The sequence below is a fragment of the Clostridium sp. RTP31139st1_H3_RTP31139_211217 genome, from assembly GCF_040227035.1.
Classification (GTDB): Bacteria; Bacillota; Clostridia; order Clostridiales; family Clostridiaceae; genus Clostridium; species Clostridium saudiense.
In genome coordinates this window covers 1-20,329 of record NZ_JBCOAB010000013.1, presented here as the reverse complement: position 1 = coordinate 20,329, position 20,329 = coordinate 1, and the positions used below count along the sequence as shown (strand labels likewise).

20 protein-coding genes and 1 pseudogene are annotated in these 20,329 nt (G+C 28.0%); 4 read left to right on the top strand and 17 right to left on the bottom strand.

What is annotated here, in order from left to right; translation table 11 throughout:
- Positions 1–10: 10 nt before the first annotated feature.
- The 3 genes and pseudogenes from ABUA17_RS07655 to ABUA17_RS07645 form a co-directional block, all read right to left on the bottom strand.
- Positions 11–847 (bottom strand): alpha-1,2-fucosyltransferase, encoded by an 837-nt coding sequence (locus ABUA17_RS07655; RefSeq protein WP_042395129.1) that lies wholly within the window; start codon positions 845–847, stop codon positions 11–13.
- Positions 848–1,026: 179 nt separating this feature from the next.
- Positions 1,027–1,889, bottom strand: a pseudogene (galU, locus tag ABUA17_RS07650) (UTP--glucose-1-phosphate uridylyltransferase GalU).
- 286 nt (positions 1,890–2,175) lie between these two features.
- Positions 2,176–2,814 (bottom strand): zinc-ribbon domain containing protein, encoded by a 639-nt coding sequence (locus ABUA17_RS07645; protein ID WP_195951092.1) that lies wholly within the window; start codon positions 2,812–2,814, stop codon positions 2,176–2,178.
- Positions 2,815–3,070: 256 nt separating this feature from the next.
- On the opposite strand from ABUA17_RS07645, the gene ABUA17_RS07640 reads away from it, so the two are divergent.
- A complete protein-coding gene (locus ABUA17_RS07640; protein WP_042395140.1) occupies positions 3,071–3,565 on the top strand; it encodes an HdeD family acid-resistance protein in 495 nt (164 codons plus the stop codon).
- Between the two features lie 122 nt (positions 3,566–3,687).
- On the opposite strand, the gene ABUA17_RS07635 is transcribed toward ABUA17_RS07640, so the two are convergent.
- From ABUA17_RS07635 to ABUA17_RS07620, 4 genes are all read right to left on the bottom strand, one after another.
- A complete protein-coding gene (locus ABUA17_RS07635; protein WP_042395146.1) occupies positions 3,688–5,244 on the bottom strand; it encodes an ABC-F family ATP-binding cassette domain-containing protein in 1,557 nt (518 codons plus the stop codon).
- A 243-nt stretch (positions 5,245–5,487) separates the two neighbouring features.
- Positions 5,488–6,045, bottom strand: coding sequence for a DUF3867 domain-containing protein (locus tag ABUA17_RS07630; RefSeq protein ID WP_042395150.1), 558 nt, complete (start codon positions 6,043–6,045; stop codon positions 5,488–5,490).
- Positions 6,046–6,141: 96 nt separating this feature from the next.
- Entirely contained in the window at positions 6,142–7,194 is a 1,053-nt protein-coding gene (locus ABUA17_RS07625; RefSeq protein ID WP_349817947.1) for an ABC transporter substrate-binding protein, read from the bottom strand.
- 188 nt (positions 7,195–7,382) lie between these two features.
- Positions 7,383–7,760 (bottom strand): RidA family protein, encoded by a 378-nt coding sequence (locus ABUA17_RS07620; protein ID WP_042395155.1) that lies wholly within the window; start codon positions 7,758–7,760, stop codon positions 7,383–7,385.
- A 332-nt stretch (positions 7,761–8,092) separates the two neighbouring features.
- Here ABUA17_RS07620 and ABUA17_RS07615 point away from each other — a divergent pair, with 332 nt between their 5' ends.
- Together ABUA17_RS07615 and ABUA17_RS07610 are read left to right on the top strand one after the other, a co-directional pair.
- Positions 8,093–9,118 (top strand): branched-chain amino acid aminotransferase, encoded by a 1,026-nt coding sequence (locus ABUA17_RS07615; RefSeq protein WP_055276569.1) that lies wholly within the window; start codon positions 8,093–8,095, stop codon positions 9,116–9,118.
- A gap of 116 nt (positions 9,119–9,234) precedes the next feature.
- Positions 9,235–10,170, top strand: coding sequence for a DMT family transporter (locus ABUA17_RS07610; protein ID WP_195951091.1), 936 nt, complete (start codon positions 9,235–9,237; stop codon positions 10,168–10,170).
- Between the two features lie 123 nt (positions 10,171–10,293).
- Here the strand turns inward: ABUA17_RS07610 and ABUA17_RS07605 are convergent, their stop codons facing one another.
- From ABUA17_RS07605 to hemA, 10 genes are all read right to left on the bottom strand, one after another.
- Positions 10,294–10,467: a (2Fe-2S)-binding protein gene (locus ABUA17_RS07605; protein ID WP_042395161.1), complete on the bottom strand. Its 174-nt coding sequence runs from the start codon at positions 10,465–10,467 to the stop codon at positions 10,294–10,296.
- Between the two features lie 49 nt (positions 10,468–10,516).
- A complete protein-coding gene (locus ABUA17_RS07600; RefSeq protein ID WP_042395164.1) occupies positions 10,517–10,705 on the bottom strand; it encodes a ferredoxin in 189 nt (62 codons plus the stop codon).
- Positions 10,706–10,864: 159 nt separating this feature from the next.
- The gene (locus ABUA17_RS07595) at positions 10,865–11,650 is read right to left on the bottom strand and encodes a formate/nitrite transporter family protein (protein ID WP_042395167.1); all 786 of its coding nucleotides are present in this window, start codon (positions 11,648–11,650) and stop codon (positions 10,865–10,867) included.
- Between the two features lie 291 nt (positions 11,651–11,941).
- Complete coding sequence (locus tag ABUA17_RS07590) at positions 11,942–12,724, bottom strand: sirohydrochlorin cobaltochelatase (RefSeq protein ID WP_042395170.1); 783 nt, start codon at positions 12,722–12,724, stop codon at positions 11,942–11,944.
- Positions 12,725–12,872: 148 nt separating this feature from the next.
- On the bottom strand, positions 12,873–14,147 hold the full coding sequence (gene hemL / locus ABUA17_RS07585; protein WP_042395171.1) for a glutamate-1-semialdehyde 2,1-aminomutase: 1,275 nt from the start codon (positions 14,145–14,147) through the stop codon (positions 12,873–12,875).
- A gap of 1 nt (position 14,148) precedes the next feature.
- The gene (hemB, locus tag ABUA17_RS07580) at positions 14,149–15,120 is read right to left on the bottom strand and encodes a porphobilinogen synthase (RefSeq protein ID WP_042395173.1); all 972 of its coding nucleotides are present in this window, start codon (positions 15,118–15,120) and stop codon (positions 14,149–14,151) included.
- The gene (gene cobA, locus ABUA17_RS07575) at positions 15,113–16,591 is read right to left on the bottom strand and encodes a uroporphyrinogen-III C-methyltransferase (protein WP_055276574.1); all 1,479 of its coding nucleotides are present in this window, start codon (positions 16,589–16,591) and stop codon (positions 15,113–15,115) included. The genes hemB and cobA overlap by 8 nt, the downstream gene beginning before the upstream one ends.
- 45 nt (positions 16,592–16,636) lie before the next feature.
- On the bottom strand, positions 16,637–17,509 hold the full coding sequence (gene hemC, locus ABUA17_RS07570; protein ID WP_042395178.1) for a hydroxymethylbilane synthase: 873 nt from the start codon (positions 17,507–17,509) through the stop codon (positions 16,637–16,639).
- A gap of 3 nt (positions 17,510–17,512) precedes the next feature.
- Entirely contained in the window at positions 17,513–18,193 is a 681-nt protein-coding gene (locus ABUA17_RS07565; RefSeq protein WP_042395180.1) for an NAD(P)-dependent oxidoreductase, read from the bottom strand.
- The gene (hemA, locus tag ABUA17_RS07560) at positions 18,154–19,356 is read right to left on the bottom strand and encodes a glutamyl-tRNA reductase (protein ID WP_042395182.1); all 1,203 of its coding nucleotides are present in this window, start codon (positions 19,354–19,356) and stop codon (positions 18,154–18,156) included. Before hemA ends, ABUA17_RS07565 begins: the two co-directional genes overlap by 40 nt.
- 434 nt (positions 19,357–19,790) lie before the next feature.
- Between hemA and ABUA17_RS07555 the strand changes: the two genes are divergently transcribed.
- Positions 19,791–20,329, top strand: a 539-nt coding sequence (locus ABUA17_RS07555; protein ID WP_341484341.1) for an IS1/IS1595 family N-terminal zinc-binding domain-containing protein, incomplete at its 3' end; no start/stop codon positions are given.

The window sequence follows — 20,329 nt, the reverse complement described above, 5'->3', positions numbered from 1 at the left end:
TTAGTATTTACTAAATATGACTTATTCTAATCCAATCATGAGGAACTATATCATCCATATTAGCTTCTTTTTGATTAAGCCATATATCAGGAGTTATAATAATTTTATTTTTATTATTATTTAACCATGCTGCCCACCAACTTGCTGTGCTATTTGCTAATATGTTATGCTTACAACTACTCATAATCTGTATATTAGTATAATTAGTCTTATCTATAGCTACATCAATAACTTTTACACTTGTATTTTTAAATGTTTCTTTAGCCCATTCTCTATCATCAGTAAAAACATAAAATTGAGGATTACTTACCTTTTCTTTAATATACTTCAATGAATTATCATAATATTTTTTTGTAGTTATTCCTGTAAATATATTTGCAGCATTACCTTGAAGATAATCACCTCTTCTTACATGTATTCCAACTGAATTTGTGTTTTTTAACTCATTAACTAATTCACTTTTTTCTTTATCTAATGTATTTTTAAATATAAACTCTTTTCTTAGTATTTTTTCTATATCTTTAAAATATTTCTCACTCATCCAATATCCATTTAAATAAACATTATCATAATTTAATATATCAGCATTATAATAAGGTTGATTTTCACAATCAATAATTTTTATATTTCTACAATTCTTTATAATAAATTCATTTGGATCTTCTGTAATATAAATATCTTTATTAATATCAAAAATTCTATTTAAACAAAAATCATATCTAAATTCCCATGTTTTATATGCACTTATATCTAAAACTACATACTTATTCATTTCTTTAAGCTTTCTAGCTAATGCATATTGAAACATTTGATTCCCCGTTCCACCCATTACCCTAACAATTATCATTTTATTTCTCCTAACACTATTTTTAATATCTAATTAATTATCCTTTTAGTTATGCTTTTTAGAGAAAAAATATAAAGTCCTCTCATAGTAATTTATATTTTATTTTTTTAGATTTAAATGAGAATAATAAATTTCGATACAGAACTTTTCCTACTCTAATCTAAAATCTAAATTATTTTTTATAACTTACACATCTTAATATATTTCACAAGTTTTTCTCTAAGATCTCCTCTCTTTAAAGCAAATTCAATATTAGCTTGTAAAAGCCCTAAATTGTCTCCTACATCATATCTATTACCAACAAACTCACATGCATACATTGCTTCAATAGATATTAATTGTTGTAATGCATCTGTTAATTGTATCTCTCCATTTTTTCCTGGCTTAACATTATTTAAAACTTCAAATATTTGAGGTGTTATTATATACCTTCCTAAAATCGCAATATTACTAGGAGCTTCATCTATAGTAGGCTTTTCAATAAGCGCTTTAACTTTATATACGTTTTCTCTATATATAATCCCTTTATTATTCCATACTTCATCACGTCATTTTCATTTACCTTTTGAACTCCTAATATGGATGTTTTATACTCATTAAAACAATTCATCAATTGTTTCAAGCATGGAACTTCACTATCTATAACATCATCACCAAGCATTACTGCAAAAGGTTCATTACCAACAAAGGATTTTGCACAAGAAACTGCATCACCCAATCCTTTTGGCTCTTTTTGTCTTATATAATGTATATCTGCCATACTAGATATCTTTCTTACTATATCTAACTCTTTAAGTTTTCCTGACCTCTCAAGCTGCATTTCTAATTCTATAGATTTATCAAAATGATTTTCTATAGATTCTTTATTTCTTCCTGTTATTATTAATATTTCTTCTATTCCAGAATCAACTGCTTCTTCTATAATATATTGAATCGTTGGCTTATCAACTATTGGCAACATTTCTTTAGGTTGTGCCTTAGTTGCTGGTAGAAATCTAGTACCAAGACCAGCAGCTGGTATTACAGCTTTTCTAACTTTCATATTCTCAATTCCCCCATCTAATAAAATATTTTATTATCCTAATTTTTCATATATTTAAATTTATAAATATTAACTTAAACTTCTCCTTTCTATTCTATGAAAATAAATTATTTCTGTTTACTTTTTCTTATAGCAATTTAATTAACTAAAAATAAAAATTAAGGAGCTATACCAAATTCATGATATAACTCCTCAATTTCAATATTCTATTATTTTTAATTGCCAAAATATTAATTTAAATAAAATAATTTATACCTCTCAAGATATATAAATTTACTTATTTCTTCTATTGTCTATTATAATAATTAATTCCTTCACTAGGTCTAAAATAAGTTCTTATATATCCATCAGATGATACAAAAACAATTTCATTCTTACTTTCATCATAGTAAATTTCATCATTATCTTCAGCCTCAAACTTATGTAAAGATGTTGCAGAATTAATAACTTCATTTGCCCCTTTTAAATACTCTTCTTTAGTAGAATATCCAAACTCACTTCTATGCTTTAAAAAGTGATCTTCCCATAAAGCTTCATTTCTAAATTCAAGGGATACGTTACTACTTTGCTCACTTTGAGCTGTATTAAATATTTCTCCCCAATTAGGTGTTATATTAAATACCTTACCAACAAGTAAAAGTATAACAACTAATCCTGCAGCTATAACACTTCCAAATGTATATTTCTTTTTATTATTATTGTTGTTGTAACTTCTATTATTACTATAGTTATTATTTTCTTGTTTATTGCTTATATCAAAATTATTTATATTATCCTTATTTACATTATTGTTATTATCTTTATTCTTCTTTCTACACTCACTACATCTTTTTGGAATATCTAAATCCTTACTTTTATAAAAATTAACTTCTGAATCAGTAAGAGTAAAATCTTTTCCACACTGCTTACATGTTCTCTTTATCACACTGTACCTCCATTTAACATTTTACTTTCTTATTCCTACAATATAGAACTTTATCATATTATAAGTGTGCTTTCTTAACATAATATATATATTCTATTAAACTAATATTATCATAAAATTAAATAATTGCAAAAAGAAGTTATTTCTCTTAATAATTTTGTAATTATATTTAAACAAAAAATTTATATATAATATTACAAATTTATCACAAACTAAAGATATATTTCATAATCAAAAATTTAAGGGAGTGATATTTGTGAAAAAACTTTTAGAATATCTATTTATTATTGAAGGAATTCTATTTGGAATAATAGGTGTTTTATTTTTCATTAATCCATTTAGTACATTTTCAAGCTTTATTAATATTTGTGGAGTATTAATAATTGTAGCTGGAATATTTGCAATTATTAGGTCCTTTACTTCTATGAACAATGTTTTTTTGATTGTAAATGGAACAATTTCAATTTTATTTGGATTGCTTCTTTGCTTCTCTCCTGCAGAAACAATTGACACAATTGCGTTATTTTTTGGTTTATGGGCACTTATTAGAGGAATTTACTTATTCATTATGGCAATTAAATATAAAAATTTAGGATTTAACTTTCATACAGTATATATAATTCTTTTATTCATTTTAGGATTATTGATATTATTTAATCCTTTTATAGCAATATTAGCTACACCTTATATTATAGGTATTTTCTTTATAGTTACAGCTATTTGCGAAATTTATTTAGGATTTAAAATTTAATTATGACTTTTAAAAAACTTTTTTAATAAGACGAATTGTCAAGCTAAGTGCAACACTTAGCTTGACAATTCGTCATAAATAAAAAAGAGCTAGCTTTTACACTAACTCTTAATATAACTCTACTATACAACTTTAGTAGTCCACTCCTCGCAATTCCAGATATCTGTTACAACATCCTTATAGAACTCAGGCTCATGGCACACAAGTAAAATACTTCCCTTATATTCCTTTAAAGCTCTCTTTAATTCCTCTTTAGCTTCAACATCTAAATGGTTAGTAGGCTCATCTAGGATTAAGATATTTGTTTCTTCATTAATAAGCTTACATAATCTTACCTTTGCTTGCTCTCCACCACTTAATACACATACCTTACTTTCAATGTGCTTAGTTGTTAAACCACATTTAGCAAGAGCTGATCTTACTTCATATTGAGTCTTAGAAGGGAACTTTTCCCATACTTCTTCAATACAAGTATTATAATTAGCTTCTTTTATTTCTTGTTCGAAATAACCAATTTGTTGATATTCACCTAAACTAACTTCTCCACCTAATGAAGGAATTACTCCCATTAAACTCTTTAAAAGTGTAGTCTTACCAAGCCCATTTGCTCCAACTAAAGCTATCTTTTGTCCTCTTTCCATATAAAGATTTAGAGGTTTAGTTAAAGGCTCATTATATCCAATAACTAAATCTTTAGTTTCAAATATAACCTTACCTGAAGTTCTTCCCTTTAAGAAATTGAATTCTGGCTTTGGTTTTTCAGCTGCAAGTTCAATCATTTCCATCTTATCAAGCTTCTTTTGTCTAGCCTTTGCCATACCACTTGTTGCCACTCTTGCTTTATTTCTAGCAACGAAATCTTTAAGTTGTGCAACCTCTGCTTGTTGTCTTTCATATGCAGCTTCTAATTGTGCTTTATTAGCTTCGTAAATTCTTTGGAATTCATAATAATCCCCAACATATCTAGTAAGCTTTCTATTTTCCACATGATAAATTAAGTTAATAACTGAATTTAAGAATGGAATATCATGTGATATTAAAATAAATGCATTTTCATATGATTGTAAGAATCTCTTTAACCATTCAATATGCGCTTCATCTAAATAGTTAGTAGGCTCGTCTAGTAAAAGAATATCAGGATTTTCAAGTAAAAGCTTTCCTAATAATACTTTAGTTCTTTGTCCACCACTAAGTTCAGTAACATCTCTGTCAAGACCTACATCTAAAAGTCCTAACCCCTTAGCAACTTCTTCTGCCTTAGCATCTATAACGTAAAATCCATTATTATCTAACATGTCTTGAATAACAGCTGTTCTTTCTAAAGCCTTATTCATTTCATCTTCGTCCATTTCGCCCATTCTACCATAAAGTTCATTCATTTCAGTTTCCATGTCAAATAAGTATTGGAATGCACTTCTAAGGACATCTCTTATAGTTAATCCTTTTGCAAGTTCAGCATGTTGATCCATATAACCAACTCTAACTCTATTACTCCAAATTACTTTTCCCTCATCAGGCATTAATTTGCTAGTAATTATATTCATAAATGTAGACTTACCCTCACCATTTGCTCCAATAAGACCTACATGTTCTCCCTTTAGTAATCTAAATGATACATCTTCAAAAATTGCTCTATCACCAAATCCATGGCTGATATTCTTAACTGTTAAAACGCTCATCCTCATCCTCCAGCAACGTAAAATTTATAATAACTTTATTTATATCAATTTATTTTTTTACATTAAAATAAGGGTGTATCCAATCTCTTAGTTGCAATTAGGCAATTTCAAATTATATATTAAACTTACAGCATAAGCTTAATTAATAACACTTCACCTATAATTTGCCACTTTAAATTGGCTACCTCCCTTATTCATTATACATAAAATTTAGTTAAAATAAATAGAAATTTGTTTCTATTTTTAGTAATCATATTCTCTTGTATCTTCACAAAGTGAAATCTTAAGCACGTCATTCTCAACTGTCTTTTTATATGAACATAAAAATTCATTTAATTCATTGTCCGCTAAATCTATTTTTCCTGGGCTTTTTAAAATAACGTTATGTTCATCTAAAAGAATAGTAAGATTATTTTTATCGTTATTTATTGTATATTCAGTTGCACCTTTTACTTTTAGTCTATCTTTATATTTTTCTTGAAAACCTAAAGTTCTTCTAACTTTTTCATAATCTTTAGGATCAGTTGAAATATTATTTAAGCCTAAACTTTTAAGTTGCTCTTCAAATCCTGTAGTATCTATTCCATATCTCTCCATAAGTTTAGTTTGCATTTTTAAAAACTTATCTTGAGAAATGTTATTTTGTACCATATACTCAGTTAATTGGTTTGAAAAATCCGCCATAGATAGCTTACCTTCAGCAACCTTATAATATAAACTATAAATATATGATTCAAATTGATCTACATCTTTATCATTAACTCTATTTTTAAGCTCATTAAAGTCAATTATTTTATCCATATTCTCTCCTCCTAAGCTCATGTCCTTTTACAAATATTATATACTATACACTCTAGTTTTTCCACAAAGTATTATTGTGAATATTATCTAATTATCTTAACTTTTAACTTTAATCCAAACCTCTTGATATAATTCTAAATTCTCCTTATCTAAAAACTTATATCCTTCACACTTATCTAATATTTCTTGTGGCATATATGCATTTTCATTATTCTTAATTTCATCAGCTTGTTCCTCCATAGCTTGCTTTTGTGGTGTAGTATATCCTATTTCATCAGCTGTTCTTAACGCTATGTCTTTACTACTCATAAAATCTATAAATTTTTCTGCTCCGCTGACATTTTTTGCAGACTTAGGAATTGCCCAAGAGTCTAACCAGAAATCAGCACCTTCTTCTGGAATTACATATTTAAATCTATCGTCTTCAGCTTCTAAGTTTAATCCCTCTCCTGACCAAATCATAGCAATAGATTTTTCCCCTGATCTCATTAAATCTAAAACTTCATCTGCTCCATATGTTGGATTTAATTCTTTCTTTTGCTTTATTAATAATTCTCCAGCTTCTTTTAATTCTTCTTCATTAGTTGAATTTAATGAATATCCTAATGTTTTTAAAGCTACTCCAATTGTATCTCTCATATTATCAAACATAAATACTTCATCTTTATATTTAGAATCAAATAAGCTCTTCCAACTTGTTATGTCTTCATCAATAACTTCAGTATTATATATTAATCCAATTGTACCGTTCATATATGGTACAGTATAATCATTATTAAGATCATATGGTTTACCCATATCCCCTTCATTCATATTTACTATATTAGGTATATTATCTTTATTTATCTTTTGAAGCAATTCTTCTTTTATCATCTTTTCAGCCATATCATCCGAAACTAAAATAACATCATAATCTACCTTTCCGCTAGCAACCTCTTGATACATATACTGCATATCATCAAAAGTTTTTTCATTTACTTTTATTCCCGTTGCTTTTTGGAATTCTTTATAAACTTCTTCTGCTGCATTAGCACCATAATTTAATACATTTATTTCTTCACTAGCTTTACTTTCACAACCAGCGAATATTCCAATTGTAATTAGTATACTTATTAATATAGCACCTAATTTCATCTTATTTCTTTTCATAGAATAAACTCCCTTCATATGTAAATATCAATCTACTTAGTATTATAGTATTATTTCACCTAATAATTCTATTCATCAATTATATAATTTACTATATTTAAGTAAAATAAAAAAGACCTAAAGGTCTTTTATTAATAATTATTATTTTTTAATACTACTTATTATTAATTTAATAATATATTTTATCTTTATTTTATAGCTATTGCTTCTATTTCTATAACTGCATCTTTAGGCAATTTTGCAACTTGAACACAACTTCTAGCTGGTTTATTTTCAGTAAAATAAGTTCCATAAACTTCATTTACTGCTTCAAAATCATTTAAATCTTTTAAAAATATACTTGTTTTTATTACATTATCTAATGATGTTCCAGCTGATTCTAATATAGCTTTTACATTCTCCATTGATTGCTTAGTAGCAAGCTTAATATCTGTTACTAATTCTCCTGTTGAAGGATTTAGTGGAATTTGTCCTGATGTATAAACAAAATCTCCAACTGCTATTCCTTGTGAATATGGACCTATTGCTCCTGGTGCATTATTAGTCTGTATTACTTCTCTCTTCATTATTTTTCCTCCTACCTTCTTATTCAATAAAATAACTTAATTTTTACCATTTAAATAATATTATATTATACATTTGAACATTTTCATATATATTAATAAAATTTACCATAAATTTATCATTTAACTATTTAAGATTTTTTACATTAGTGGTAAAATAAATAATTAAGATAATACTATAAACATAAGTGAAATTCTAAATTTCAACTTATATTAAATTCTAGCTTTATTTAATATAAGTTACATAATTAAGAACAGGAATTTCCTTTTTAACTTATCTTAAAAATTAAATAAACTAATCACAAAAATTACGTATAAATAAAGGGGCGATTTAAATGACTAAAAAAGTAAACATCGATTGGAATAACTTGGGGTTCGAATACATCAAAACTGATTTCCGTTACATTTCTAATTGGAAAGATGGTAAATGGGATGCTGGCCATTTAACAGAAGATAATATGCTTACAATAAGTGAAGCATCTTGCGCACTTCATTATGGACAATCCTGTTTTGAGGGATTAAAGGCTTATAGAACTAAAGAAGGAAAAATTCAACTTTTCAGACCTAATAAAAATGCTGAAAGACTTAATTCAAGTCTTAGAAAACTTCTTATGCCTGAAATTCCGGAAGAAAAGTTTATAGATGCTTGTATGCAAGTTGTTAAAGCTAACGAAGCTTATATTCCACCATATGGAACTGGTGGTACATTATATTTAAGACCATTTGTAATAGGTGTTGGAGATAATATTGGAGTTAAACCTGCTCCTGAATATATATTCTGTGTATTCTGTTTACCTGTTGGTGCATACTTTAAAAGCGGACTTACTCCTTGTAACTTTATGATTGCTGATTATGATAGAGCTGCTCCTCATGGTACTGGTGGACAAAAAGTTGGTGGTAACTATGCTGCTTCAATGCATCCTCATAAAATAGCTGCTGATAGAGGTTTTGCAGATTGTATTTACCTTGACCCTGCAACTAGAACTAATATTGAAGAAGTTGGTGCTGCTAATTTCTTTGGTATAACTAAAAATAATGAATTTGTTACTCCATTATCACCTTCTGTCTTACCAAGTATTACAAAATATTCTCTAATGGAAATTGCAGAAAAATATTTGCATATGCCTGTATATGAAAGACAAGTTCCTATAGATTCTCTTGATGATTTTAAGGAAGCTGGTGCTTGTGGAACAGCTGCAGTTATAACTCCAATTGGAGGAATAGAGTATAAAGATAAACTTCATGTATTCTACAGCGAAACTGAAGTTGGGCCTGTAACTAAAGAACTTTATAGAATTCTTTGCGGAATTCAATTTGGTGATATCGAAGCACCTGAAGGCTGGATTTATACAGTAGAATAATTGTATTATTAATGGACATTTTCTAATAGAATTTGTCCATTTTTTAATTTATTTATACATAGTTATAACTATTTAGTAACTTATATTAACATATGAAAACTTTAGGAGGATTTACTATGAAGAAAGCTTTTTCACTTGGATTATTAGCTGCTTTTTTCTTTTCATTCACATTTATACTTAATAGTCAAATGAATATTTCTGGGGGAAGCTGGGTATGGATCGCCTCTCTTAGATATCTATTTATGTTACCTATTTTATTTATAATACTTTTATTAAAGAAAGAAATTAAACCTGTTTTTAAATCAATAAAAAGTGATCCAAAATCTTGGTTCATTTGGAGCACTGTAGGTTTTGGATTATTTTATGCACCTCTTAGCTTCGCCTCAAAATACGGCGCTTCTTGGATGGTTGCAAGCACATGGCAAATTACTATTATAGCTGGGGCTCTCTTATCTCCATTATTTTTCACTATAACTATAGGACCTAATTATATAGCTCATAAAAGAAATTCTATACCAAAAAAGGCATTATATTTCTCAGTAATAATATTAATAGGAGTATTTTTAATTCAAGTTCAGCAAGCAAATAATATTTCATTTTCTCAAATTTTATTTGGGGTAATTCCAGTAATAATTGCTGCATTTGCTTATCCATTAGGCAATAGAAAAATGATGGATGTTTGTAATAATGAATTAAATACCTTCCAAAGAGTCTTTGGTATGACTTTATGTAGCCTTCCTTTTTGGCTTATTTTATCTATTTTGGGAATAGTAACAGTTGGTTTACCTTCAGATAGCCAAGTGCTTCAATCTTTTTTAGTAGCTTTATTTTCTGGAGTAATTGCTACGACTTTATTTTTTAAAGCTACAGAACTTGTTAAAGGCAATCATCATCAGCTTGCTGTAATTGAAGCAACACAAGCCGGTGAAGTTATTTTCACACTTCTTGGAGAAATTTTAATATTAAAAACAACCTTACCAACAACTATTGGCTATATAGGAATTGTCTTAGTTATTGTAGGTATGATATTAAATAGCTTATTTTCTGATTAATGAAAAAGGTAGCAGTATAAATTAGTATACTGCTACCTTAAATAAAATTATAAATTTTATTTAATTAATCAAAATTACAACTACAAATTATAATACGTAGTGTATTTATTCATTAATTAAAAATTATTTATTTTTTTCTATTAATAATTCGATGTTACATTTACATCTTCCGCCACGGCATCCACCAGCACCTGCACCAGTTTCTTCCTTAACTTCTTCGAAAGAAGTTGCCCCATTCTTTACAGCTTCAACTATTTGTTCTTCTGTTATTCCTCTGCATAAACATACTTTTGACATAATTCCATCTCCTTTGTGTCTATTTTTAACCTATAATTTTTCCAAGTAATTATTCTTCTATAGAAATAGCTTGTACAGGACATCCATCACAAGCTTCTCTTACTGAATCTTCTAGATCACTTGAAATTTCACCTTCAATTGCAACTGCAACCCCTGTGTCTAATGAAAATACGTCTGAACAGACACCTTCACATAATCCACAGCTAATACATACATTTTCATCTACAAATGCTTTCATTTTGCTTATTCCTCCGTCTAAATGTATTTATAGGTTTCCCTAAACAATATTATCAACTAATAATAATTATTTGTCAATATTATTTCTTACTATTTTAGTCAACTTTAATTTTTACAAAAAAATGACAGCTAAGATTAATAGCTGCCATCAATAATATTATTAAGAATTTTTCTTTTCTTTTGTTATAAAGTAATATGGTAAACCTACAAATAATACTCCACCAACAAAGTTACCTAATGAAACCCAAAGTAAGTTATGAACCATGCCCATAATAGTAACATCTGCTCCGTGAGGTAATAATAATCCCATAGTTAAGAATCCCATATTTGCAACACTATGTTCAAATCCAGCAGTTATAAATGTGAATAAACACCACCATATCATTAGTATTTTTGCTGTTTCTTCTTTTAATTTATATGCACACCAAGTTGCTAAACAAACTAATACATTACATAATAAACCTCTTAGGAATAATTCCATTCCTGGTGTATTCATCTTTGTTGCAACATTGTTTACAATAAATTCTCCAATATATTCACTTTTACCGCTAGCAAGTCCAGCTTGTACATATAGTAATGCCCCTACAACACCACCTATTAAGTTACCAAACCAAACTGCAATCCAAATCTTTAATGCATCTAACCAAGTTACTTTCTTTTCTAAAGCTCCAATAGTCATTATCATTGCATTACTAGTAAATAAATCTCCACCACACATAAATACTAAAGTTAAAGCAACACCAAAGCATGCTCCCATTAATATTTTGTAAGTTTCAACGCCTGCATGATGCATTGTTCCGCCAATTGTATAAATTAACATAATTCCTAAGCTTACAAAAAAGCTTCCTAAGAATGCAGATGTTAAATATTTAGCTATACTCTTATTAAATAAGCCAATTTTTACTTCTGCAGAGTGAGTTAAATTATCAATTTCTCTCTTATACATTTCTACACCTCTACCTAATTTATAATCTTTGTATTTTTTTATCACAATTATATATGATACAACTTTTTTCTACTTTTTTCAAACGAAAAATCCCATACTTTTAAAATTCCTCAAACTATTAATATAAAGGTTTACTTTTTAAACAAATAAAAATAATGATTAAAAAAACTTATATTTTATTAATTGTATAGTCAAAATTAATATCTATATTCTACTTCAATAATCAATTAATTTTATAAATAAGAAACCCTAGTTAAATCTTATTAATCTAACTAGAGTTCTAAACCTTTATTAACTTTCAATTATTTTATTTATTCTTTTAATATACATTTCTCTTATTTTTTCATACTGTAATAATGACTTTTTACCAATAGTTATCTCTATACCTTTGGATTTTAATTTTTCACTCCATGAATCATTACTATTTAATATATCATCAATTACATGCTTTCCTGGAATTATAAATAAAGACTTCAATACTATTTTTTTAGTATCATCTTTTAGTATTTCTTCAATTGCTAAATCTAAAGTTTTTTCACCTTCTAAAGTTGCTAAATAAACTCTTTTATTACACTTCTCTCTCACTGATTCTGCAATAATATCATATATTTTATTTGAGTTTTTCTTAGATCCATGCCCAACTAATAATATGTCACTTTTCTCTGAATCATCACAAATTATATTTGCTATTTCCTTACTTTCTTTTATTAGTACTTCTTCTTCATTAGAAAATAAAGTTTTACAAACCACTATTCTTTTCATAGAGTATTTATATTCATCAACAACTTCTTCTATACGTTTTATATCACTAGTACTCATTATGTGTAATGGCTGTATTATAACTTCTTCATACCCTTGGTTAACTAAGTTAAATAATGCCTTACTTAAATGTGGAATAATATAATCATGTCTTTCTTTTAAAAGTTCAATTATTTTATTTGATGTAAAAGCCTTAAGTACTGTATACTCTCCATCAAAATATTCATTTAAATCCTGCTCTAATAAACCTATACTTTGTTTAATCCCCTCTAAATTTGCACTTCCAAACGCTACTAAAACTATTGCTTTACTCATAAAATCCCCCCTTTTTTTAGTTAAGAGTTAAGAGTTAATTAATAAATTCTACTTAGGCTGAATTTATAATATTTTTTGAAACTCCCCAACTATTAACTCAAAACTATTAACCCTTAACTATCTAAAGACTATTAACTATTTAATTCCCTTATGGTTGAAATCTTTTAAATGTTTCTAAGAATTTATCTATGTGTTCTTCAGTATGAACTGCACTTAAAAACATTGATTCAAATTGAGATTGTGGTATATTGAATCCATTTTTATTCATATGCAAGAAATATTTTCTAAACATTTCTAAATCACAGCTTTTTGCATCTTCATAAGTTCTAACAGGATTTCTATCTGTAAAGAATACAGTCATCATTCCCCCAACTCTATTAACTGTTAATTTAATTCCCTTTTCTCTTGCAATATCTTCAATTCCATTTTGAAGCTTTTCACCTAATTTATTTATATGATCATAAATTCCTTGATTTGCTTTTAATATATTTAAAGTCGCCATTCCAGCTGCCATAACAACTGGATTTCCTGACATAGTACCAGCCTGATATACTCCGCCTACAGGTGATAATTTTTCCATTATATCACGTCTACCACCATAAAGACCACAAGGAAGTCCTCCCCCTATTATCTTTGCATAAGTAATTAAGTCTGGCTTAACATTGAATAAACTTTGAGCCCCTTTATAAGCAACTCTAAATCCACTCATAACTTCATCAAATATTAATAATGAACCATATTCATCACATAATACTCTTAAAGTTTCCATAAATTCATCTTCAGCCTTAACTACTCCCATATTACCTGCAACTGGCTCAATAATTACTGCAGCAATATCATCTCCATATGCTTCAAATAAAGATCTAACTTGCTCCATATCATTATATACGCCAACTAAAGTATTTTTAATACTATCATTTGGTATACCTAAACAACCAGCTATTCCTTCAGTTAATACACCTGATCCTGCTTCAACTAAAAAGCCATCAAAGTGTCCATGATAACATCCAGCAAATTTAATTATTTTATTTTTACCTGTATATCCTCTAGCTAGTTTTATAGCACTCATTGTAGCTTCTGTACCTGAGTTAACAAATCTAACCATTTCAACATTATCCATTTCCTCACATAAGAACTTACTCATTTTAAGTTCTAAATCAGTTGGTGTTCCAAACGCAATTGCTGACTCTGATATTTCTTTAATTGCAGTTACTACATCTTCATTAGAATGCCCTAAAATCATAGGTCCCCATGCAAGTACAAAATCTATATAATCCTTACCATCTTCATCAGTTAATATTACCCCTTTTCCTGACTTCATTACTGGAGGATCTATTCCCATATCTCTATATGCTCTTACTGGAGAGTTAACTCCTCCAGGCATATACTTCTTTGATTCTTCAAAAATTTCTTTATTAGACATATTATTCATCCTCCTTAAGCCATTTAGCTGCCTCTAATGCATAATAAGTTATTATCATCTTAGCACCAGCTCTTTTCATTGATAAAAGCATTTCTGATGCAACTAATTTTTCATTAATTAATCCTGCTTCACCAGCATTTTTAACCATAGCATATTCACCACTTACATTATAAACACAAATAGGAGCATTAATTTTGTCTCTTGCTTCTTTTACTATATCTAAATACGACATTGCAGGTTTAACCATTATTACATCTGCACCTTCATTTAAATCTGCTTCAATTTCTGCCATTGCTTCTCTAGAATTTGCTGGGTCCATTTGATATCCCTTTCTATCTCCAAAGCTTGGTGCAGAACCTGCCGCTTCCCTAAATGGTCCATAAAATGCTGATGAATATTTAGCTGCATAACTCATTATAGGTAAACTTTCAAATCCGTTTTTATCTAAAACTTCTCTTATATATCCTATTCTTCCATCCATCATATCTGAAGGAGCAACCATATCAGCTCCAGCCTTAGCATGAGATAAAGCAATTTCACCTAAATATACTAAAGTTTTATCATTATTAACATTATGATTATCTAAAATACCACAATGACCATGATCAGTATATTCACACATACAAACATCTGTAATTATATATAAATTACTATTAAGTTCTTTTAATCTTCTAATAGCTTTTTGTACTATACCATTATCATTATAAGCTTCGCTACCAACACAATCCTTATGATCAGGAATACCAAATAAAATTACTGATTTAACCTTTGCTTCATTTAACTCTTTAACTAATTCATCTAATTTATCTACTGACCAATGGTAATTGCCTTTTAAAGAACTTATTTCTCTCTTTATATTATTACCTTCAACCACGAATACTGGATAAATAAAATCATCTACACTTAATGAATTTTCCCTAACTAAATTTCTTATTACAGAATTTGTTCTTAACCTTCTCCCTCTTCTAAACATTTTCTGCCTCCTTGAATTCTATTATTTCCTTAAGGAATCCTTCTTCTGAGTGCTTCCTACATACAAAGCATTCCATATTATTTGCATTTATTGCTTTTGCTGTTTGTGGTCCTATTGCAATAAGCTTCTTCTCTCTTATAGCTTCTATTCCTAACATATCAATCATATTAGTTACTGTGCTAGGACTTGTAAATAATACATAATCTACTTCATCAAATACTCTCTTATTTTTTACAGTTCCACAAACAGTATCATAAGTATGAACTCTATCTACATGTAATCCTAATGCACTTATTTCATCATATAAATAACTTCTGCTACTTGATGAACATGGAATTAAAACTTTTTCTCCTTTAACTAAATGTGGCTCTAATACTTTAAATAATCCTTCACCTACAAATTCTCTTGCCATAATAAAAGGTACTATTCCTCTATTTATTAATGCCTTTTTTGTAGCCTTTCCAACAACAGAAAATTTAGCTTTTATATTTCTAACATCGTATCCTGTTTCAATTAAATAATCAAAAAAATTATTAACTCCATTTACTGAAGTTAAAATAATATGATCATATTCTGGTAACTTATCTAAATATTCTTTTAAGTTTTCTTTAGTTGATTTAATTTTAATAGAATTAATTTCAGTTACTTCTGCTCCTAAATCACTTAAAGAACTTTTTAAGCTTGAACTTTGTTCTCTTGATCTAGTAATACAGACATTCGTACCAAATAAAGGTTTTTCTTCATACCAAGATAGTTTTTCATTTAAATTAACAACTTCTCCTACAACTATAATACATGGAGACTTAAGCTGAGCCTCTCTGGCCTTATCAGTAATATTCTCTAAAGTTCCTATTACTTTTCTTTGCTTTGATGATGTTCCTCTCATTACAATTGCTGCAGATGTTTCTTTATCTTTTCCATTAGTAATTAGATTTGATACTATTCTTTCTATATTTTCAAGCCCCATCATAAATACTAATGTTCCTTTTTCTTTTGCAAGAGCTTCCCAATTAAGCTTTTCATTTGTTCCTGTCATTCCAGTTACAATATGAAAACTTTGTGCAATTCCTCTATGAGTTATTGGTATACCTGCATAATTTAATACAGCTATTGGTGAAGTTACACCTGGTATTACTTCAAAACATAGTCCTTCTTCTTCAAGAGCTAAAACTTCTTCTCCACCTCTACCAAAAACATATGGGTCTCCACCTTTAACTCTTCCAACTATATGTCCTTCTTTTACAAGTTTCACTATCATTTCATTTATTTCTTCTTGAGTCTTATAGTGAGCACCTGGTTCCTTTCCACAATAATAAATTAAACAATCATCATTTAAATAATTTAAAATGTTATTAGAAACTAATCTGTCATAAAGTACTGCTGTACATTTTTTTAATACCTTTACTGCCTTTACAGTTAATAATTCTTCATCTCCCGGTCCAGTCCCTATAATATAAGCTTTTCCATTCATATTTAATTCCTACCTTCATTAAATTCTGTTATATCATTAGTACTTTTATGCTTTTAATATTTTTTGAGCTAACTTTCTTCCTAGCTCAATATTATCTTCTTTTTTACCTAAAATATCCTTTTTAACTATTGTACCATTTACTTCATATGTTCCAATAATATATATATCATTTCCATCAAGAGTTGCATATGCACCAATTAAACTATGGCATCCACCATTTAATTCTCTCATAAAGCTTCTTTCAGCCTCTACAGTTACTCTTACATCTTTATTATCTAATTCTCTAAAATATTTATTATACTCACCATTTTTTAAGCACTCAATTCCAAGTGCTCCTTGTGAAACTGCTGGAACAAATATTTCTGGATTTAAATATTCAGTAATTATATCTTCCATACCTAATCTTTTTAATCCTGCAGCTGCAAGTATTATTCCATCCATACCTTCATTTTTCATTTTCTCTAATCTTGTTCCAACATTTCCTCTTATAGGAACTATATTTAAATCATTTCTTATAGATTTTATTTGAGCTGCTCTTCTTATACTACTAGTTCCTATTATTGCTCCATTAGGTAGCTGATCTAATTTTAATCCACTACTACAGACTAATACATCCCTAACATCTTCTCTTTCTGGCATTGCTATTAACTCAAAATCCTCTCCCATTTCATACGGTACATCCTTCATTGAATGAACTGCAGCATGAGCTCTCTTTTCTAATAATGCAATTTCTATATCTTTTGTAAATAATCCTTTACCACCGATTTTATTTAGTGATACATCAAGCCTTTTATCTCCTTCTGTAACTACTAAAAGCTTTTTACTATCAATGTTTTCTTTATCCTTCAATAGTTTCATTACTGTTTCAGTTTGAGTTTGAGCTAATGCACTTTTTCTAGTAGCTAAAATTAATTCCATATATTACTCTTCCTTTCTTAAGGATTTTATCTTCCTAACTATCTCTTCATTATAAAACAATTTTAATACTTTATAAATTTTACCTTTATCATAAAAAAATTTACAATCACTTGAATTTATAAATTTTAATAAATCATCTTTAATTTCTTTATCTAAAAATAAGCAATTTCTTATTTCTCCTGTTAGTCTTATATATTCATCAAATTCTCCCAAAGATTCAGTAATAGATTCTGCTACCATTACTGACCCCCTTGGATTCCCTACCTTAGTATTAACTGCTACAGTAATAAATTCACTTTCTCTTGTAACAGGTATTACTCCCATTCCATCCTTAAAGTTTGATGAATTGATATAAATTTTACATAATTTTTTACAATCATCTTTTATTTCATTAATTACATCATTATTATCAATAGCAATTATTATTAAATGCTTATCTAATATAAAGTCCTTATTATACTTTCCCTTTATTAGCTTTACTTTATCCCTATTAAACTTATAAAAGTCTTCTAAGAAATCTAATGCTAAAACTTCTATATTACTACCTTTATTATAAAAGTTCCTTACCTTTATTAATGCACCTCGCCCTGCCCCTATTACTCCAATTTTAAGTTTTTCTCCAAAAAACGTTATAGGTGCATAACTTAATTCTCCATGAAGATTTGCTTTAGAATATTCAGACATTCATTTTCACGTCCTTTTAACTTTTCTTCCTTTAATAATTTTATAGCTCTATTTACATAATAGTCTGAAGTACTCTTTATTAAAGTTGTAGCTAACTCAATATCTCTCTTATCTTTACATTTATGCTCAAAAGACTTAACTCTACTTTCTATAACACTATTTCCTGTATTCTTCATTTCATGTATATAATATGTAACTTCTCGAATATTTAACCAATTTTTGTATTCATTTAAATATTCATCAACTAAAAATTTATACTCATTCATTTTTTCATTTCTTAATTTTTTATTATCTACATCTAGTTTGCTTATAGTATCTATATCTAGTAAAGTTACTCTTTCATTTTGTGATAAAGCTTCATCAATATCTCTTGGTAGTGCTAAATCAATTAACATAATTTCTTTTCCATTATTATTTATATAATCATTTTTTATAACAACGTGAGGAGCTGCTGTACAACTTATAACTGCATCTACCTCATTAATAACATCTTTATATTCATTAAAGTCTAAAATCTCTACTCTGTCATCTTTTAAATCTGGGACCTTCCCCTTATTTCTTACAACAATAAATACTTTATTAAACTTACTACCCAATGCATATTTAACTACTAAACTACCTATTGTGCCATATCCTAATACCATAATACTACTTGCACCAAATTCTTCAACTTCCTTTACTGCAATAGATGATGCTGATACTGGTATTTCATACAATTTGCTTTCTGTTCTAAATTTTTTTCCACAACTTATTGCTTCTTCAAATAATCTTAAAAGCTTTGTGTGTATAGCCTTATTCTCCAAACTTAACTCATATGCTAGTTTTATTTGTCCTAATATTTGATCTTCTCCTAATATTTTAGAGTGAAAACCACAAACTACTTCTAATAAATGCTTAGCTACACTTATTCCTTCAAGATAAAAGGTATACTCTAAAAGTGAAATATCCCAGTCTAATACTTCAAATATTTTTCTTATATCCTCTTCACTTTCTAAGCATCCTGAAATATAAATTTCTGTCCTATTACATGTGCTTATTATTACGACTTCTTCATATAGTTTATTTAATTCTTTTACTGCCTTAGATTGCTTACTTAATGCAATTGCCAATCTTTCTCTTATGTTTATATCAACATTTTTTCTTATTCCTATAAGACCTAACACTTAATCACCACATTTCTAAGATACGATTTTATATATTTTCCCAATTCTCTTAACAAAAAAATTAAGGAAGTATCCTCCCTTAACTTTTTCATTATAATACTAAATACAATTTTAATCATTACTTTTATACAATTAAATTTTTTAATAATTAATATAAATCTTTTTAATTTATACTTCCATATATATAATATTGTAGGAATTCATTTAATACAACCTTCTACATTTTATTTCATTTTTCTATTGTGATTAAATATATTTTTACGTATATATTTAATTATATTTTTATTATTATATAATTTATGATAAAATATAATTTCCCCCTACTATAAATGACGATCTGTTAAGTTATATGAACATTGCTCTTCTCAATTCAAGGAAATACAATAAGTTTGCAATAATAAATAATACCCCCCTTAGAAAAGGAGAGAAGAACAATGAACAAGACTAATATAAAATGCCCACGTTGTCATTCTGATAAACTATATAAGTTTGGTTTCAATAAGCAGGCTAAACAAAAGTATCAATGCAAGCAATGTAAGCGCCAGTTCGCACTTGGCGACGGTGAAGGATTACCTAAAAGAAATTATCCTAGATGTCCTAAATGTGGTAAAGGAACATACTTACATCACTCATATAAATATTACAATCGCTACAAATGCAATAACAAAAAGTGTAATCACATAATAGTTAAACATCATACTACAAATATTTATATGGCATCTAGTGAATTAATTACCGGATCCCTTTCTATGAAAGGAATGCGTTTTCCACTACATGTGATATTAACTGCATTAACACTATATTTTTTAAATAATTCATCAACAAGAGCTATTTCTCAATTCTTGATAGTTAACTCTGGTATTAAGGTATCACATGTTACTATAGCAAGTTGGACCAATAAATTTGCACCTTTCTTTAAACAGAAAGCTAATAAATTCAAAGCTAGTTTAAACTTACAATCTGACGATTGGCA

Coding starts and splice junctions, on each gene's coding strand:
- ABUA17_RS07605 (WP_042395161.1), bottom strand. CDS start 10,467: ATGTCAAAAGTATGTTTATGCAGAGGAATAACAGAAGAACAAATAGTT.
- cobA (WP_055276574.1), bottom strand. CDS start 16,591: ATGAATGGAAAAGCTTATATTATAGGGACTGGACCGGGAGATGAAGAA.
- ABUA17_RS07610 (WP_195951091.1), top strand. CDS start 9,235: ATGAAGAAAGCTTTTTCACTTGGATTATTAGCTGCTTTTTTCTTTTCA.
- ABUA17_RS07655 (WP_042395129.1), bottom strand. CDS start 847: ATGATAATTGTTAGGGTAATGGGTGGAACGGGGAATCAAATGTTTCAA.
- ABUA17_RS07600 (WP_042395164.1), bottom strand. CDS start 10,705: ATGAAAGCATTTGTAGATGAAAATGTATGTATTAGCTGTGGATTATGT.
- ABUA17_RS07590 (WP_042395170.1), bottom strand. CDS start 12,724: ATGAGTAAAGCAATAGTTTTAGTAGCGTTTGGAAGTGCAAATTTAGAG.
- hemB (WP_042395173.1), bottom strand. CDS start 15,120: ATGTTTAGAAGAGGGAGAAGGTTAAGAACAAATTCTGTAATAAGAAAT.
- ABUA17_RS07630 (WP_042395150.1), bottom strand. CDS start 6,045: ATGGATAAAATAATTGACTTTAATGAGCTTAAAAATAGAGTTAATGAT.
- ABUA17_RS07635 (WP_042395146.1), bottom strand. CDS start 5,244: ATGAGCGTTTTAACAGTTAAGAATATCAGCCATGGATTTGGTGATAGA.
- ABUA17_RS07615 (WP_055276569.1), top strand. CDS start 8,093: ATGACTAAAAAAGTAAACATCGATTGGAATAACTTGGGGTTCGAATAC.
- ABUA17_RS07595 (WP_042395167.1), bottom strand. CDS start 11,650: ATGTATAAGAGAGAAATTGATAATTTAACTCACTCTGCAGAAGTAAAA.
- ABUA17_RS07565 (WP_042395180.1), bottom strand. CDS start 18,193: ATGTCTGAATATTCTAAAGCAAATCTTCATGGAGAATTAAGTTATGCA.
- ABUA17_RS07625 (WP_349817947.1), bottom strand. CDS start 7,194: ATGAAAAGAAATAAGATGAAATTAGGTGCTATATTAATAAGTATACTA.
- ABUA17_RS07620 (WP_042395155.1), bottom strand. CDS start 7,760: ATGAAGAGAGAAGTAATACAGACTAATAATGCACCAGGAGCAATAGGT.
- hemL (WP_042395171.1), bottom strand. CDS start 14,147: ATGTCTAATAAAGAAATTTTTGAAGAATCAAAGAAGTATATGCCTGGA.
- hemC (WP_042395178.1), bottom strand. CDS start 17,509: ATGGAATTAATTTTAGCTACTAGAAAAAGTGCATTAGCTCAAACTCAA.